The organism is Algoriphagus sp. CAU 1675 (assembly GCF_029222925.1).
GTDB lineage: Bacteria > Bacteroidota > Bacteroidia > Cytophagales > Cyclobacteriaceae > Algoriphagus.
In genome coordinates this window covers 1-16,762 of the sequence record NZ_JARHUI010000006.1, presented here as the reverse complement: position 1 = coordinate 16,762, position 16,762 = coordinate 1, and the positions used below count along the sequence as shown (strand labels likewise).

Here is a 16,762-nt window from a genome sequence, read left to right as displayed (position 1 = left end):
AGGGCTTTGCTTTACGGATAAAGACCCAATACCCAAATCCAATCAAAAAAATCTATAGGAAGTGTTCCCCTTTTTTATTCAAGAATCCCCTCGGTCACAAATTGCCCCACTCCTTCCAGGGTACTATGCAGCACGATCCGGAAAGTAGTTCCTTTTCCCAGTTCGGAAGATTTCACAAAGATTTTTCCTCCGTGATAGCTTTCGATGATACGTTTGGCAAGAGTCAATCCCAACCCCCAACCTCGCTGCCGGGTAGAAAATCCGGGATTGAAGACTTTTTTAAACATTCTCTTCTCCATTCCCTTTCCCGTATCCGTAATATCCACCAAGACGAATTTATCACTGTCCTGAAGGATTTCTACGGTAATCTCGCCCTTTCCTTTCATGGCATCCACGGCATTTTTACAGATGTTCTCTACCACCCATTCAAACAGGGGCTTGTTCATCATGGCTTCCAGGTCACGGGAATCTGCTTTGATTTTCAGATCCACCTTAGTGGAGATTCTAGGTCTCAAGTAAGTGATGGTCTCTTCGATTACTTCATAGAGATTTTCTGCCTGAATGACCGGTTTACTCCCAATGCTGCTAAATCGCTCTGTCACCATGCGAAGCTTCATTACATCCTTGTCCATTTCCGTAATGATCTCCTTGTTTTCTTCCCAAACAGGAGAATTCCGCAAGTAGTCAATCCAAGCCATTAGGGATGCGATCGGTGTTCCCAACTGATGCGCAGTTTCCTTGGTCAAACCAGCCCAGACCCGGTTTTGCTCTGCAATCTTGCTCTGGTTGAACAGGGTATAGGCCAATACCCCGAAAATCAGAATCACTGCCAATTGCACATAAGGATAGTATTTGAGATTGGTCAGCAACTCCGAGTTGCGATAATAAATATGGATATCAGCCTCTCTAAGTAGGATGGGTTCATATTCCGCCTTCATTTCTGCCAATTCGATTTCCAGAGTTTTAAGACTGTCCCCTGCGTTGGCATTTTTCTGAAAACTGATATTCCGGAATTCCATGGGTTCTCCGGAAGCATCTACCATAATGATAGGAATAGAATAGTTTTGCTGGATGATCTCCTGATTGATAAAGGTCAGGTTTTCGGTGTTGACGGCCGCATATTCCAAGGCGCTGGAAAGCAATTCAATCTGTCTTCTTTCTCTTTCTCTGAGCTCATCCACCAAACTGTTTGTGTACCAAATAGAACCTGCACCGATGATCAATGAGACGATAAAAACCAGCCATTTGACCTGTTTTCGGTTTTGGTAAAAATCGATAGAAGTAAGATCCTGGAAACGGTTTTTCATGGACAATCTTTATGCGGGTGCACAAGCTATAAACTGCTTAATCCCATAGATAGTATATCTCGGGTATAGATTTTATCAGTTGGCTTCTGGCTGCGATATTTCGTAAATTTATAGTATAAATAAGTAACAAAAACCAGCTATTGATATGAAAACAAACGAAATAGGATTACAGGCAAAAGAGAGCAGAATCCTTGTTGACAAACTCAACATCTTGCTCGCAAACTATCAGATTTATTATCAAAATCTAAGAAATTTTCATTGGAATGTTACCGGTCCCAATTTCTTTGAGCTGCATGCAAAGTTTGAGGAACTTTACAATGCTGCAAACCTGGCTGTTGACGAGACTGCGGAGCGTATCCTTACCCTGGGAGGAAGACCTTTTTCCTCCTATACTGAATACATAGATAATTCACATATCAAAGAAGCCAAGGAGGTGACTGAACCAAAAAGAATGGTAGAAATCGTTAAGGATAACCTCAACACTTTGCTCAATTCGGAGCGTGTGGTTTTGGAAGCAGCAAGCGAGCATGGGGATGAGGGCACAGTTTCCCTGATGAGTGATTATATCACCACGAAAGAAAAAATCGTCTGGATGCTTTCCGCATACCTTCGATAAAGAAAAAACCGGGTTTCTCAACCCGGTTTTTATTTTTTCTATCAGTTGTTAGTCTTGATCCACTTCCAAAGGGTTTTATAGCCGGGCTTGGTACCGTGCATCAGAATGCCAATTCTGTAAATTTTTCCGGCTAGCCAAGTTGTCGCCAAAAACCCCAGAACCAACAAAACCATAGATAGCCCAAGTTCCCAAAAAGGCACCCCATAGCTTACTCTTCCCATCATGGCAATTGGCGATGTCAAGGGAATAATAGACAACCAAAAGGATGTGGTACTATTGGGGTCCTGAAGTACAAATACAAACAAACCCATGTAAGCGGCAATCAAAGGAACTGTCACTGGAAGCATAAACTGCTGTGCATCCGAAGGTGTCTCCACTGCTGAGCCTATTGCTGCAAACAAAGCTCCATAGAGCAGATAACCTCCCAAAAAGTAGAAGACAAAACTGGAAACAATTTGTAGGAAATCTATTCCAGACAAAACCTGTAAAATCTCGGAAACCTCAGAATTTGGGACTGCTTGGGTCATGTCCGGATTGATCATTTCCATAGCTTGTTGCTGGGGCATTTGCATCCCTAAATACCCAGTCACCAGACTGGTAAGCGTGCCAATCAAAACTATCCAAATCAATAATTGGGTCAATCCCACTCCTGCTATCCCCACGATTTTTCCCATCATGAGCTGAAAAGGTTTGAGTGAGGAAACCAGGATTTCTATAATTCTACTGGATTTTTCTTCAATGACTCCCTGCATGATCTGGTTGCCGTAGATGAAAATGAACATGTAAATCAAGATCCCCGCAAGAAAGCCTATTGCATAATTCACTGTGGAATCGGTGACTTTTTCCTGTCCCCTTTCATCAATGGTAATAGACTTGATGTCCACATTGGTACGGATATCACTGAGAATTGAAGGATCCACCCCACTATCGTACAAGCGCTGATCTTCAATTTTTTTCTTCAGGCTACTTTCCAGATAGCCAGTCAAATTCATACTTGGATTTTCATTCCCGTAAAAAACTATGCCTTCAGGATGCTTAAGATCAAAGTCTGGAAGATATAAAACCCCATAACGTTCCCCTTTATGTACCATTTCCTTTGCCTCTTCGAGATTTTTGTCTGAAAAGGAAAAAGCATATTGATCTGAACTTTCCAGAAAAAACTGCCTGTTCTCGTCTACCACCTCAATGATGCGGAGGGATTGGTTTTCCTTTTCCTCCACTGCTATCCAAACAAATATTCCCATGATGGCTGGGAAAATCAATGGAGTCAAAAGAGTGGCCAGCAAAAAAGATTTTTTCTTTACCCTAGCCAAATACTCTCTCTGAATTACTAACCAGATTTTGTTCATTGCTCTGTTGATTTGACCTGGTAAATAAATATTTCCTCCATGGTAGGGAAGACTTCCTGAAACTTCAGTACCTGTCCATATTGCATCAATTCCCCTAGTAGCTCATTTGGGGATTTACCGCTGAGTGGAAGTGAAAAATGATAGGAATCATCCTCCTGTTCAGCAACCCATTCGAAGGGAAGGGGCTGGCGGAGGTTTGTCAAAGTGACACTAAATACTTCAGGTCTATAAGAGTTTTTGACTTCCCGGATTGAGCCATCCAGGATTTTTCGGGAGCGGTTGATCATGGCTACTTGGTCACAGAGTAATTCAACCGACTCCATTCGATGAGTACTTAAAACTACAGTAGTTCCGTTCTTTTTAAGCTCCAGAATTTCATTCTTGATTATTTCGGCATTCACGGGGTCAAAACCTGAAAATGGCTCATCCAAGATCAGAAGTGAAGGCTTATGAATAATAGTGGAGATAAATTGAACCTTCTGCGCCATTCCTTTGGAAAGATCTTCGATCTTCTTTTCCCTCCAGGTATTCATTTCCATTTTGTCAAGCCAATCGCTGATTCTATGCTTGGCTTCCTTGTCACTGAGTCCTTTCAGTCTGGCAAAATACAGCATCTGATCCCAGACCTTCATTTTTTTGTAAAGCCCTCGTTCCTCAGGCAAATAACCAATTTTCCCAATATGAGCAGGAGATAGACGATTCCCTTCAAAATGGATAGACCCGGAATCAGCTTCTATAATTTGATTGATGATTCTAATAAGGGTAGTCTTCCCTGCTCCATTCGGACCTAGCAGGCCGAAGATCACTCCTTTCGGCACTGATAAATCTATTTCGGTAAGCGCTTTGGTCTGGCCATAAGCCTTGCTCAGCTGTTTGATTTCAAGCATTCAAAAATTATTCTACAGTCAGTGAGCCCACTCCAACATCGATGATCAACTCCAGTAGTTTGGGATCATTTTCCTTATACCCCTTGGTTACATAGGTCTCTTTGTCGATCATTTTGAGATATTTCGGAACCGTGGTTCGGCACATTGGGGTGGTTTTCATTTTCAATTTGATCGGGTAGGAATCTGATGGGAGATGAAGGTTTAATTTTCCCGCACCCACAGCAGCAATGACTTGTGAGGAAGTAGACATTCCGTTTGAAAAACTCAAATTGAGAGTCCCATAGTTTACCTCAAAAATCATCTTCTTCGCATTGGTGAAGTTTGCGGAACTGACATCAACCGTCCCCATATTCAAGGTCACCAATAGGGTATCCATCAACACCCGATTAGGTTCTTCGCTGCTGTAATGGATATAAACATCTGAACTGGCACTTTTCACTTTTAGCTGACTGATTGGCAATAATGCCAAATCAAAATTTGCAACCCCCATCCCCAAGGAGAAGTCCAAATGGTACAAAAAATTGGATGCCAATCCCACATCCCAAGAATGCTGAAAATCTGACCTTTCCCCAGAAAAAAGCTTAGAAGTGATGCTTTTCCCCAGATTTTCGGATTCAACATTTTTATGGACGAGTGAGGCATATAGAACATTCCCCTCTATCCGATGGCTAAAAGCAGGCAAAATATTGGTTTGCTCTAAATGACCATGAATATTAACAGGCTCAGATGCTCGAACCCTTCTCAGGTTCATAGCGCTTTTGTAGGAAGAAAAGCCTAAGAGAACAAGATCAAAGCCGTCTTTTTCAGGGGCTTTGTATTCCTTTATCAACTGTGCCTGACTTACACTTATCCCTACAAAAAATCCCAGAAATAGCAGACAGAATTTCCTCAGCATACGGATAGGTTACGACTCGACTCTCAAAAGGTTTTTTAAAAATATAAAAAAAGCCAGAATTGCTTCCGGCTTTCATTTTTTTTAGAAAAACTCCTTCATTTTATCAAAAAAGGATTTTTCGAACTTTCCTGGATCGGGCTTGAAGTTTTCTGATCCTTTCATGGCCTCCAAAGCTTGACGCTCCTCTTTGGAGAGCTGAGTTGGTGTCCAAACATTCACCATGATCAACTGATCACCTTTGGAATACCCATTGATATCTTTTATTCCTTTTCCTTTAAGACGCAGCATTTTTCCGCTTTGAGTCCCGGGATCAATTTTTATCTTGACTTTACCATCTATGGTAGGCACTTCCACAGACGAGCCCAAAGCCGCATCCAAGAAGGATATGTATAGGTCATAGACCACATTATTACCATCTCTCTGCAGGATTTGATCCTCAACTTCCTCAATGACTATGAGCAGGTCGCCGGGGATTCCACCAGGGATTTCATTTCCTTTTCCGGACATGCTTAATTGCATTCCTTCAGAAACACCTCCCGGGATATTGATGGAAATAATCTCCTCCTTCACAATAAGGCCTTTGGAATCGGCTTCTGCAGGCTTCTTGTCCACAATTTGCCCACTACCTCCACAAACTGCACAGGTACTTGCTGACACCATCTGTCCAAGCATGGTATTGACTACCTTCTTTATCTGACCGGTACCCTGACAAGTTGTACAAGACTTAAAGGTCACTCCCGGAGCAATGACATGCCGCTTTACTTTGATTTTTTTCTCTACGCCGTTTGCGATCTCTTGAAGGTTCAGTTTCAGTTTTACACGGAGATTGGTTCCTTTTCTGGCTCTACGGCCTCCGCCGCCACCTCCAAAGAAAGACCCAAATCCTCCTCCTCCGAAAATATCCCCGAACTGAGAGAAAATATCTTCCATATTCATCCCGGCGCCACCATAGCCTCCACTTCCCCCTACACCTTGGTGACCAAACTGGTCATAGCGTTGGCGTTTTTCGGGATTGCTTAGCACCTCATAGGCTTCAGCTGCCTCTTTGAATTTGTCCTCAGCTTCCGGATTGTCCGGGTTTTTATCCGGATGGTATTGAATTGCAAGTTTTCGATAAGCCTTCTTAATCTCCTCTGGAGAGGCAGACTTAGAAACTCCCAATACCTCGTAATAATCTCTTTTTGCCATATCTTATGCTCCAGTCACTACTTTTGCGAATCGGACTACCTTTTCACCCAAAGTATATCCTTTCTCAACCACATCGATTACCTTTCCCTTCATCTCCTCTGTTGGAGCAGGGATTTGGGTGATTGCCTCCTGAGTATCTGCATCAAAAGGTTTACCAATCAAATCCTCCATGGGCTTTAGGCCTTTGCTTTCCAGGATTCTTGAAAACTTATGGAAAATCAGCTGATTCCCTTCTCTAACTTTCAGTGCATCTTCTTCGTTTTCACTGGCCTTCAAAGCTCTCTCAAAATCATCTAACACCGGAAGCAATTCACGAAGTACATCCTCTGAAGCTGTCTTGATCAATTCCAAACGCTCTTTTGCATTGCGCTTTCTGAAGTTTTCAAAATCCGAATACAAGCGCAGATATTTATCCTTCATCTCAGCCACATCTGCCTCGAGTTTTTTCACAGGATTCTCAGCTTCTTGCTCCTCATTATTGGATTGGGAATTATTTTCAGCGCCAGCGGACTGCTCATCTACCAGTTGTTCTTCTTGCTGGTTTTCGTTCAGGTCTTGCTCTTTATTTTTCATAAATCTTATTTATCAATAGCTGGTTTGAAGTTTGAATAACAATATTGTTGCCATTGGGATTAAACTGACAAACTGACACCTCAATCCTCTTGGATAGCCTGCCAGATCAAGTCTTTCAGCTTGTCGAGGTTATATTGGGATACTGAGGAAATGAAAACGTGAGGAATTCCTTTCGGAATTTCTCGTTCCATTTCATCCATCAATTCCTGATCCAAAAGATCGGACTTTGAAATCGCCAGAATCCTTCTTTTGTCAAGTAATTCGGGGTTATATTTTTCCAACTCTCCCAAAAGAATCCTGTATTGTTCCCCTAAATCGGGGGCATCGGCAGGAATCAAAAAAAGAAGGATTGAATTTCGCTCTATATGCCTCAAAAACCGGATTCCTAAGCCCTTCCCTTCCGCGGCACCTTCTATGATCCCTGGAATATCCGCCATGACAAAGGACTTGTCGTCCCGGTAACCAACTACACCTAGATTAGGAACAAGGGTAGTAAATGGATAGTCTCCAATTTCCGGCTTTGCGGCAGAAATGGATGAAAGAAGCGTGGATTTTCCTGCATTTGGGAAACCTACCAAACCCACATCCGCCAATAGTTTGAGTTCAAGGATAATCCATTCCTCAATGCCCGACTCTCCAGGTTGAGAATAATGAGGGGCTTGATTCGTAGCTGTTTTGAAATGATCATTTCCTAATCCTCCTCTACCACCCCGTGTCAAGATTACTTCCTGGCCGTCTTCAGTGATTTCAAATCTCTTTTCCCCGGTTTCGGCATCTTTGGCAACCGTACCCAAAGGCACCTCCAGAATCACATCCTTTCCGTCAGCACCTTTTCTTCTTCCTCCTTCACCGCCTTTTCCGGGATCTGCGATTACATGTTTTTTATATTTCAAATGCAGCAAAGTCCAAAGCTGGGAGTTTCCTCTCAATATAATATGTCCCCCACGACCACCGTCACCCCCGTCAGGACCTCCTTTTGGAACATGCTTTTCCCTTCGGAAATGCATAGAACCTGCCCCTCCTGCTCCTGACCTGGAGCAGAATTTTACGTAATCAATGAAGTTGGAATCCGCCATTTGTTGAGAAAAGAAAAAGGCTAAGCAAAAAGCCTAGCCTAAATTTGAAATGCAAAATTAGCGAAAATAAAGGAAATCAGTATTGATCAATCACAGCACAGATATTACCAAATATTTCATCTATTTCTCCTACACCATAAATACTTTTGAATTTCCCTTGCTTTTCATAATAATCTGCCACGGGGAGGGTTTCTTCAAGATATACTTTAATTCTTGTATTTATTTTTTCATCATCCTGATCATCAACACGTCCGGATGTTTTTCCTCTTTCCTTTATTCTTTCCTTCAAAATGTCTTCGGGCACATCCAGCGCTATCATACCGGAAATTTGCAATTGATGACTTTTCAACATAGCATCCAATGCCTCAGCTTGGGCCGTTGTTCTTGGAAATCCATCAAAAATAAAACCTTTGGAATCTTTGGTTTCGGCAATTTTGTCCTCTACCATCCCGATGACCACCTCATCAGGAACCAGTCTTCCTTCATTCATATATTTTTTGGCGAGCTGACCTAATTCAGTCCCTTCCCCCAAATGTTTTCTGAAAAGGTCTCCGGTAGAAAGATGAGTCAAGCCATACTTGGCTATCAGTTTTTCACTTTGAGTACCTTTTCCAGCACCCGGAGGGCCAAATAACACGATATTGTACATATTTATTTAGTAAAGATTAAGAATTGCGAAGCTGGTATATTTCAGGAAGATTTCTCCCCAAACCATCGTAATCCAGACCGTAACCGACAACAAATTTATTGGGAATTTCAAAACCCACATAATCAACAGCATAATTAAACCGGAAAGCTTCAGGTTTAAACAACAGCGTTGCAATAGAAATGGACTCAGGATTCATGGGTTTGAGTTGGGCCAATAGCTCTTTCATACTGAACCCTGTATCCACGATATCTTCCACTATCAGGACTTTTTTTCCCTCGATATTCTCCGATAAACCAAAAATGGTTTTGACCTTCTCGGTGCTTTTGGTACCCTGATAGGAGGACACCTTTATAAAAGTAGTAACCATAGGCATCTCGATAGCTCTACACAAATCAGCAAAAAACATAAAACAGCCGTTGAGCACCCCGATTACAATAACATCCTTTCCTTGGAAATCAACAGCAATTTTTCTTCCCAACTCAAGTACTCTGCGTTGAATCTGTTCTTTGGAAAGGAAAACTTCAAAGGTCTTGTCTTTTAGTACCACAGACATTTTTTATAGATTTTTCATTAAGTACTTGTGCATTTCTACCATGGCATGCAAATCACGAAGAGAAACTTTCTCGTCCGGCGTATGGACATTTTCCTCAGCCGCACCCACAAAACACCAATCGATAGCATAGGGTGAAAACTGTACTTCCCTTCCATCGCTGCCTCCATAGGCTTCCACCTCTAATTGATAGGGAATTCCGCTTTTCTCAGCAAGATTAATTATTCGGTCCATAATTTTTTTTCTTGGGATGAATTTATCACGGATGGAAATAACCACGCCTTCATGGGGCAATACTCCTTCTGTGATCCAAGTGATATCAGCAATCAGTGCATGGTGGACCGGAGCATTTTCTTGGATGAATTTAAGAAGAAAGGGCATACTTCCACCTCCATGTTCTTCATAAGTGGTAAAAACCACCCACCCATCGGTCAGGTTCTCACAAACTTCCAAAGCAGCATAAAGTCCCAATCGGTTATCCAAATAGGCTGCTTGAATAAAATCAGAGTCAATTCTGATATTTTGTTCAAAGGCCAACCGAGTTCCTCGATCAATTCCCCGTGCAAAATCATGGAAGAAATGTTCCTCATCTCCCTTCAAAGTGCAGCGTATATCCCCCATAGAATCACGCCCAACCAGTTTTGTGCCATCGATAATTTCAGGACCTCCAACACTAATTAATTGATTTTCATAACGAGACATAAACCCTATGGTGTCCATGTGGGCAAAAAGAGCAGTTCTAGGATTCCCGAATTTCAACAAAATACAATCATGAAATTCTTCTCCGTGATATATACTGGGCACAACTTTCCAAGACCTTTTACGTCTTTGGATGTAATTAATTAAAAAATCGGAAGTTGGAGTTTCTTCACCAGACACCCCAAATAATTGAAGTAAGTCAAATAATAATTTCATTTTGGCATTAATAATGTGATAAGTTTTATGTTATTTGTTTGAAAGGATGAAATTATTCGGCTAAGAGAATTGGCATTTAAATAATTCGTCTAGATTTGCAGTAAAATAAAAGTTTATAAATTTGTATTAACATCAATCTAACACTTAAAATTCGGACAAAAATTTTTTGTTATGAAAAAACTAATACTCTCAACTCTAATGGCTGGAGCCTTGGCTTTAGGAGCCAATGCGCAAAGCGAATTTGACAAATGGTCTTTGGAAGTGAACGGAGGCTTCAACAAGCCAATGGCTCCACTTACCCCTGGATACTTGTCTCCAACCCTGAACCTAGGGCACGTTGACTTCGGTGTTCGCTACATGTTCAACGAGAAATTCGGAATGAAACTTGACTACGGTTTCGGATCATTCAAACAAGCTGATGGAAATGGTTCCATGAGTCCAGATTTCGATACCAAATACAACAGACTAAATCTTCAAGGAGTTGCCAACATCGGTAGAATAATGAATTTCGAGTCTTTCTCAAGATCTTTCGGAATGTTGTTACACGGTGGTGCCGGAATAGGTATGGTTAACCCGCAGATGAATACTTACAGTGATTTCAATGATGATGTATACACTTTAATCTTCGGTGTTACTCCTCAATTGAAATTATCCAACAACATCGCCTTGGTTGGTGATATCTCTACTGTTCTAAACGGACGTCAGGATGTGGCATTTGACGGTGCTTCCTTGATCACTCCAGCTTCCAACAACGGTTACTACGGTACTAACGGAGTAATGTGGACTGGAACTCTTGGTTTGAACTTCTACCTTGGAAAATCTGAAGAGCACGCTGACTGGTTCATCGCTGCTGACAAGTATGCTACCAAAGAAGAACTTGCTTCTCAAATCAATGGCATCAAAGATATGTTGAAGGATTCTGACGGTGACGGTGTACCTGATTACCTAGATAAAGAAGCTAACACTCCATCTGGAGCAAGAGTTAACTCTTCTGGTGTTACTTTGGATTCTGACGGTGACGGAACTCCTGACCACATGGACAAGTGTGTATTCATGCCAGGTCCAGCTTCTACAAACGGATGTCCAGTTGAAGAAGTTAAAGAAGAAGTTGATTACTTGAAGAAGGCAATCAATGATGGATATGTGAATGTGTATTATGCATTTGACAGCTCCAAGCCATTGGCTTACTCTATCAGTGCTGCGAATTATGTTGCAAACTTCTTGAAGAGAAATCCAGGTGTAAGCGTAGAAGTAAAAGGATATGCTGACGAATTGGGTCCAGAAGATTACAACATCAAGCTTTCTGAAAGAAGAGCTAAGGCAGTATACGATATTCTTATCGCTGCTGGTGTAGATGCTTCTAGAATCTCTTATAAAGGATACGGTGAAGATACTAGCGTAGATAAGTCTTCTGCTGACGCAAGACAAATGGCAAGAAGAGCTAGCTTTGAAGTGAAGTAATTCAAATAATCATACTAAGAAATCCCGGCCAATCGGTCGGGATTTTTTTTGCGTATAGGGCATCCAAATGCCAAGGCATCCTTGGGGGGAAATTATTGAGAAAAAGACCTACCCTTGAACCAGAAAGGGAAAGCAATTTCTAAGATGCCACAATTTCTATTAACTTCGCAACATGTTTGTCTTATCAGAAACACCTTCCATTGCAAATCAATTTTTGGCAGAAATGCGCAATGTTGACATTCAAAAAGACCGAATGAGATTCAGGACCAATCTCACTCGACTTGGGGAAATTTTTGCCTACGAAATTTCAAAATCATTCACCTTTGTCCAGACGGAAGTACAGACTCCCCTTAGCATGGCTACGGTTCTTACGCCAAATATCCAACCTGTCATAGTAGCGGTGCTCAGAGCCTCCCTGCCATTTTATCAAGGTTTTCTCAATTTCTTTGACCATGCAGAAAGCGGGTTTATCGGTGCGTTTAGACAAGAAAAGGAAGGAGAAGACATTTCAATCAACTTGGGATATCATGCCAGCCCATATTTGGAAGGCAAGGAGGTGATTTTAGCCGACCCGATGTTGGCCACAGGAAAATCCTTTATTTCTTCCATCAACAAACTTTGTGAGCACGGAAAACCATCGAAGATTCATATTGCGGCAGCTTTTGCTGCACCAGAAGGAATTCAGTATATCCAGAACAACTTGAAGCTTCCCTATTCTCTTTGGATTGGGGTTATTGACGAAAAACTGAATGACAAATCCTACATTGTCCCTGGACTGGGAGATGCTGGGGATCTGGCTTTTGGAACAAAACTTTGATTTATGGCCGCATATTTTCTTCTGGTCTTAGGGCTAATAATTTTACTATATGGAGGAAAAATCTTAGTTGATGGTGCATCTGCAATCGCCGTCAAACTGGGGATGAGTACTGGCCTAATTGGCCTGACTATAGTTGCCTTCGGAACCTCAGCCCCAGAACTCCTGGTAAGTATCAATGCCGCAATTAAAGGGAACAGTGACATTTCGGTAGGAAATGTAGTAGGTTCCAATATTGCAAATATTGCCCTTGTCCTTGGACTCAGCGGCTTATTTTACCCGATACTGATCCGAAAAAACCACGTTCGTTTTGAATATTTGATAACTGTTTTGGTTTCAGTTTTATTTTATATACTCAGTTACAACAATCGAATCGGATTATGGGAAGGCATATTACTATTTGGGCTTTTCATTGGTTTCAATGCCTATTTGTTCAAAAACATAGGAAAAGGAATTGGAGATGAAGATGCTGGAGAATCTGAGGTTGAGCAAGTAAAAGGATATTCCTGGTGGGTTTCAATTGCTTTATTTTTTGGGGGAATTATCGGCCTTTATTTTGGATCGGAGCTTCTTGTTGAGAATGCTGTTTTGATCTCCAGGGAGTTTGGAATATCCGAACGTATAATTGGAGTTACGATTGTAGCAATAGGAACAAGTCTTCCTGAATTAATCACCTCAATCATTGCCGCACTTTCAAAAAGGACGGATCTGGCACTTGGGAATATTCTGGGAAGTAACATTATGAATATCCTATCAATTATTGGTTTGACTGCCATTATCAAACCAATAAGTGTTTCTGAGGAATTTATCCATTCCGATTATTTATGGATGATCGGAATTACCTTGCTGCTATTCCCTCTCATGAAAACAAAAATGAAAGTTTCAAAATTTGAAGGTTTTGTCCTGCTAAGCAGTTACGCAGCTTACCTTTTCTTCCTTTTATGAGTGAATCACTAATTACATTTATCGGTATATATTTCCTGACCTATTTCAAGTTCATTGCTGGACCTGTCTTAGGGCATGCCGCCGGATATTCTGTATTAGAAACAATTCTGGTAACTGTAATGGGAACCATGTCAAGTGTTTTGATTTTCACTTTATTGGGAACAAAATTTCGGAAAAAATTAGCGCTTAGATTCAAGAAAAAAAAGCCTGTATTCACCAGAAAGAACAGAACTATAGTCCAGCTTTGGCGCAAGTATGGTGAAATAGGAATTGCTTTGATCACCCCCCTATTACTTACTCCAATAGGTGGAACTCTTATCCTTGTTTCCTTTGGCACCAAGAAAAGAAAAATCTACTTCCATATGCTGTGGAGTGCGACCTTATGGGCTGTATTTTTCAGTATGACAATTGATCAACTCCTACAAATTCCATTTTTAAAGAGTTTACTCGGGTAACTCTTCGTCCGGAAGTATTTCTATATCCTGAATAAGTACCTGCTGGGCGATGGACTGCCCCGTAAGCGTGGCCGCCAAGCCACCAAGAGCAGTTTCCTTATATCTACTTTCCATCGACGCTCCAATCTCACCCATTGCATCAATGCATTCATCCACAGGAATAACTGCATTCACGTTAGCTAGGGCTATTTGAGCAGAACTAAATGCTATTGCTGCCGCGCTGGCATTCCTAACTACGCAAGGAACTTCAACTAAGCCAGCCACTGGATCACAAACCAAGCCAAGCATACACTGAATTGTCACGGCAACAGCAGTAAACACCTGGTCTATAGAACCTCCAAGGCAATAAACAATTGCACCAGATGCCATGGCTGCAGCAGAACCTGTTTCTGCCTGACATCCTCCAACTGCTCCCGCCAAACTGGCTTTTTGTTCTATAATCAAACCAATCCCCGCAGCAACCAATAGTCCTTCTACTAATTTTTCATCTTCCAGGCCGTGAATTTCCTGGAGGGTCACTAGGGTCCCGGGTAAAATACCGGAGGCTCCCGCTGTTGGAGCTGCAACTACTCTTCCCATGCAAGAATTAACCTCTTTAGCTGCCAAAGCTCTAGCAATTAACTTTTGAAATTCAGGAGACAAAACGGCAAGTGGATGATTAAAAACTTTTTTGGCACCATTATTAACCATTCCCGAATATGACTTCATTTCCTCGGTAAGGCCGGTTTTAACGGCATCCTTCATCACTGAATAAGCCTGAATCAATCCATCCAAGATTTGTGATTTTTCAGCTGATTTCTGAACACATTCGTATTCAATAACTGATTGGGGAAGATCCATGGATTTCTCTTCACAATAGCTTTTCCAGCCACTGAAGCTTTCAAATAAAAAACACATGAGGAATAATATTTGGGTTTAACAACTCGAATTTACGATTAAAAATGAAAGTGAATAGATAGCTCAACCTGCAAATCAAAACTATCAGTCACAAAACAAAATCCAGGTTTAGTTTGACCTTCAATTAGACTGGAATAAAAAATATGTGCACCTATAACATCCAATCGCAAAGGGCAGTTTAGCTGAAAAGAAGATGCTGTTCCAACTACAGATCATAATTCCAACTTCAATAGCTTTTACACTGTTTTATAAAGTGATTGTATTATCAATTTTCCTGAATACGAACTTTTTATCGTGGGTATAAACCCTTACTTTTAATTTTCAGTTTAATTGTATGAGTTCAAAAATAGGTCAACAATTATCAGCAATACGAATGCATAAAATTAAATTAATCCTGACTTTTTCACTGCTGACTCTAGCCCAACTTTCCTATGCCCAAAGGGAAGATGTAGGGAATTATGATTACGATATGGAATATCTTTTTGGGGTCAACAAAAACACGAATGGAGGCTTAATTGGAGGATTGAGTTTTAAAGTAGGAAGCAGATTAGATGATTCACAATTCAGTTTTTTTTCCTTGGAATTGGCCAATGTAAAAAACCCAAGAGAAGTTCGTTACAATACGGTACTAGGAAATAGTTACATTTTCGGAAAAAGCAACTATCTGTATTCTATACGACCTCAATACGGAAGAGAAATCATTCTTTTCAAAAAAGCACCCAATCAAGGTGTTCAGGTGTCAGCTCTGGCAGCATTTGGGCCAAGTCTTGGTTTAATTGCGCCCTATTACATAGAATATGCGATCAACAGATTGGAAACAGTCAGAGAACAATACGATCCGGAAATCCATCAAAGCCGCTTTAATATTCTTGGAGCAGGTAGGCTTTTTGAAGGAATAGGACAATCTGAATTTGCAATTGGAGGGAATGTTAAAGCAGCTGTAAATTTTGAATTTGGGGTATTTAAATCAAGTGCTACTGGTTTGGAACTTGGCTACATGTTAGAAGGTTTCACAAAAGAAATACCTTTAATCCCTACCTCTGAAAACAGACAGATTTTCCAGTCCGTATACTTTACTTTCTTTTACGGCTTTAGGAAATAACTGAATTGGGTTTTAAAGCTTATTAGCTGTAATTTTGTTCCAACCATTTGAGAGAAGCGATGATTGAATTACCCGTTATATCAGAAGAGAGTACGCGCAGAAAAAAACCCGATTGGCTAAGAGTAAAATTACCGGTAGGGAAAGAATATGCAAAAGTTCGCAAACTTGTAGATGAACATAAGCTACACACCATTTGCGAAAGCGGAAACTGTCCCAATATGGGTGAATGTTGGGGAGCAGGAACTGCAACTTTTATGATTCTTGGAAATGTTTGTACAAGATCCTGTTCATTCTGTGCAGTAGCAACAGGCAGGCCGCCAGAATATGATACCGATGAGCCTAGACGAGTTGCAGAAGCTATTAAACTAATGGGTGTAAAGCATGCCGTCATTACTTCTGTAAACAGAGATGAGCTTAAGGATAAAGGTGCAGAGATTTGGTATCAGACAGTAGTTCAAACCAAGGAATTATCTCCTGAAACAACCATTGAAACATTGATCCCTGATGTAAAGTCAAACTGGGATGCCTTGTATAGAATGATCAGTGGAGGACAAGAAGTAGTTTCACACAATATGGAGACTGTTGGAAGCCTATACCGAAGAGTAAGACCCCAGGCTAAATACGATAGATCCTTAGAGCAAATCCGACTGACGAAGGAGTTTGGAAAAAGAACAAAGACTGGGATCATGCTAGGATTGGGAGAAACCAAAGAAGAAGTATATAAAGCAATGGATGATTTGGCAGCTAATGGTTGCGACATTTTGACATTGGGTCAATACTTACAACCAACCAAGATGCATATAGAAGTTGCAGAATTCATCCATCCGGATCTTTTTGCACATTACAAAGAGGAGGGATTAAAAAGAGGATTGAAGTACGTGGAATCCGGTCCCTTGGTTAGATCATCTTACCATGCTGAAAGACACGTTAATGTTTAAAATTAAACGATCTAAAAAAAGAAAGCCTGAATTGAATTCAGGCTTTTTTTATGGGCTAAGATGGGGGTTGTGTTTTCAGGTTTAGGGCATAAAAAAAGCCCCGTAAAGTAACGGGGCTGAATAATGTGGCGGCGACCTACTCTCC

General features: G+C 41.1%; 18 protein-coding genes. 7 read left to right on the top strand and 11 right to left on the bottom strand.

The features are described from left to right. Positions 1 to 74 precede the first annotated feature (74 nt). Positions 75 to 1,307 carry an ATP-binding protein gene (locus P2G54_RS14005; RefSeq protein WP_275872173.1) on the bottom strand — a complete coding sequence of 411 codons (1,233 nt, stop codon included), beginning with the start codon at positions 1,305 to 1,307 and terminating at the stop codon, positions 75 to 77. A gap of 145 nt (positions 1,308 to 1,452) precedes the next feature. On the opposite strand from P2G54_RS14005, the gene P2G54_RS14000 reads away from it, so the two are divergent. Further along, a complete protein-coding gene (locus P2G54_RS14000; RefSeq protein WP_275872172.1) occupies positions 1,453 to 1,923 on the top strand; it encodes a DNA starvation/stationary phase protection protein in 471 nt (156 codons plus the stop codon). 41 nt (positions 1,924 to 1,964) lie between these two features. Here the strand turns inward: P2G54_RS14000 and P2G54_RS13995 are convergent, their stop codons facing one another. The 9 genes from P2G54_RS13995 to P2G54_RS13955 form a co-directional block, all read right to left on the bottom strand. Further along, complete coding sequence (locus P2G54_RS13995) at positions 1,965 to 3,272, bottom strand: ABC transporter permease (protein WP_275872171.1); 1,308 nt, start codon at positions 3,270 to 3,272, stop codon at positions 1,965 to 1,967. Continuing rightward, the gene (locus tag P2G54_RS13990; protein WP_275872170.1) at positions 3,269 to 4,159 is read right to left on the bottom strand and encodes an ATP-binding cassette domain-containing protein; all 891 of its coding nucleotides are present in this window, start codon (positions 4,157 to 4,159) and stop codon (positions 3,269 to 3,271) included. Before P2G54_RS13990 ends, P2G54_RS13995 begins: the two co-directional genes overlap by 4 nt. A gap of 7 nt (positions 4,160 to 4,166) precedes the next feature. Further along, positions 4,167 to 5,054, bottom strand: coding sequence for a hypothetical protein (locus tag P2G54_RS13985; RefSeq protein WP_275872169.1), 888 nt, complete (start codon positions 5,052 to 5,054; stop codon positions 4,167 to 4,169). 81 nt (positions 5,055 to 5,135) lie between these two features. Continuing rightward, positions 5,136 to 6,242, bottom strand: a complete 1,107-nt coding sequence (gene dnaJ / locus P2G54_RS13980; RefSeq protein ID WP_275872168.1) for a molecular chaperone DnaJ — start codon at positions 6,240 to 6,242, stop codon at positions 5,136 to 5,138. A 3-nt stretch (positions 6,243 to 6,245) separates the two neighbouring features. Then, positions 6,246 to 6,815, bottom strand: a complete 570-nt coding sequence (locus tag P2G54_RS13975; RefSeq protein ID WP_275872167.1) for a nucleotide exchange factor GrpE — start codon at positions 6,813 to 6,815, stop codon at positions 6,246 to 6,248. Positions 6,816 to 6,895: 80 nt separating this feature from the next. Continuing rightward, positions 6,896 to 7,891 (bottom strand): GTPase ObgE, encoded by a 996-nt coding sequence (obgE, locus tag P2G54_RS13970; RefSeq protein ID WP_275872166.1) that lies wholly within the window; start codon positions 7,889 to 7,891, stop codon positions 6,896 to 6,898. Between the two features lie 76 nt (positions 7,892 to 7,967). Next, complete coding sequence (locus tag P2G54_RS13965; protein ID WP_275872165.1) at positions 7,968 to 8,540, bottom strand: adenylate kinase; 573 nt, start codon at positions 8,538 to 8,540, stop codon at positions 7,968 to 7,970. Between the two features lie 16 nt (positions 8,541 to 8,556). Beyond that, entirely contained in the window at positions 8,557 to 9,093 is a 537-nt protein-coding gene (gene hpt / locus P2G54_RS13960) for a hypoxanthine phosphoribosyltransferase (protein ID WP_275872164.1), read from the bottom strand. 3 nt (positions 9,094 to 9,096) lie between these two features. After that, positions 9,097 to 10,005 carry a M20/M25/M40 family metallo-hydrolase gene (locus P2G54_RS13955; RefSeq protein ID WP_275872163.1) on the bottom strand — a complete coding sequence of 303 codons (909 nt, stop codon included), beginning with the start codon at positions 10,003 to 10,005 and terminating at the stop codon, positions 9,097 to 9,099. 171 nt (positions 10,006 to 10,176) lie between these two features. Here P2G54_RS13955 and P2G54_RS13950 point away from each other — a divergent pair, with 171 nt between their 5' ends. The 4 genes from P2G54_RS13950 to P2G54_RS13935 all read left to right on the top strand — a co-directional run bounded on the left by P2G54_RS13950 (position 10,177) and on the right by P2G54_RS13935 (position 13,680). Next, positions 10,177 to 11,466 carry an OmpA family protein gene (locus tag P2G54_RS13950; RefSeq protein WP_275872162.1) on the top strand — a complete coding sequence of 430 codons (1,290 nt, stop codon included), beginning with the start codon at positions 10,177 to 10,179 and terminating at the stop codon, positions 11,464 to 11,466. A 172-nt stretch (positions 11,467 to 11,638) separates the two neighbouring features. Continuing rightward, positions 11,639 to 12,283, top strand: a complete 645-nt coding sequence (upp, locus tag P2G54_RS13945) for a uracil phosphoribosyltransferase (RefSeq protein ID WP_275872161.1) — start codon at positions 11,639 to 11,641, stop codon at positions 12,281 to 12,283. A gap of 3 nt (positions 12,284 to 12,286) precedes the next feature. Continuing rightward, positions 12,287 to 13,225 carry a calcium/sodium antiporter gene (locus P2G54_RS13940; RefSeq protein ID WP_275872160.1) on the top strand — a complete coding sequence of 313 codons (939 nt, stop codon included), beginning with the start codon at positions 12,287 to 12,289 and terminating at the stop codon, positions 13,223 to 13,225. Next, a complete protein-coding gene (locus P2G54_RS13935) occupies positions 13,222 to 13,680 on the top strand; it encodes a hypothetical protein (RefSeq protein ID WP_275872159.1) in 459 nt (152 codons plus the stop codon). The genes P2G54_RS13940 and P2G54_RS13935 overlap by 4 nt, the downstream gene beginning before the upstream one ends. Here the strand turns inward: P2G54_RS13935 and sdaAA are convergent. After that, positions 13,669 to 14,577 carry an L-serine ammonia-lyase, iron-sulfur-dependent, subunit alpha gene (gene sdaAA, locus P2G54_RS13930; RefSeq protein WP_275872158.1) on the bottom strand — a complete coding sequence of 303 codons (909 nt, stop codon included), beginning with the start codon at positions 14,575 to 14,577 and terminating at the stop codon, positions 13,669 to 13,671. The genes P2G54_RS13935 and sdaAA overlap by 12 nt on opposite strands. Positions 14,578 to 14,950: 373 nt before the next feature. On the opposite strand from sdaAA, the gene P2G54_RS13925 reads away from it, so the two are divergent. Then, a complete protein-coding gene (locus tag P2G54_RS13925) occupies positions 14,951 to 15,679 on the top strand; it encodes a hypothetical protein (RefSeq protein ID WP_275872157.1) in 729 nt (242 codons plus the stop codon). 59 nt (positions 15,680 to 15,738) lie between these two features. Further along, positions 15,739 to 16,617: a lipoyl synthase gene (gene lipA, locus P2G54_RS13920; RefSeq protein ID WP_275872155.1), complete on the top strand. Its 879-nt coding sequence runs from the start codon at positions 15,739 to 15,741 to the stop codon at positions 16,615 to 16,617. Positions 16,618 to 16,762 lie beyond the last annotated feature (145 nt).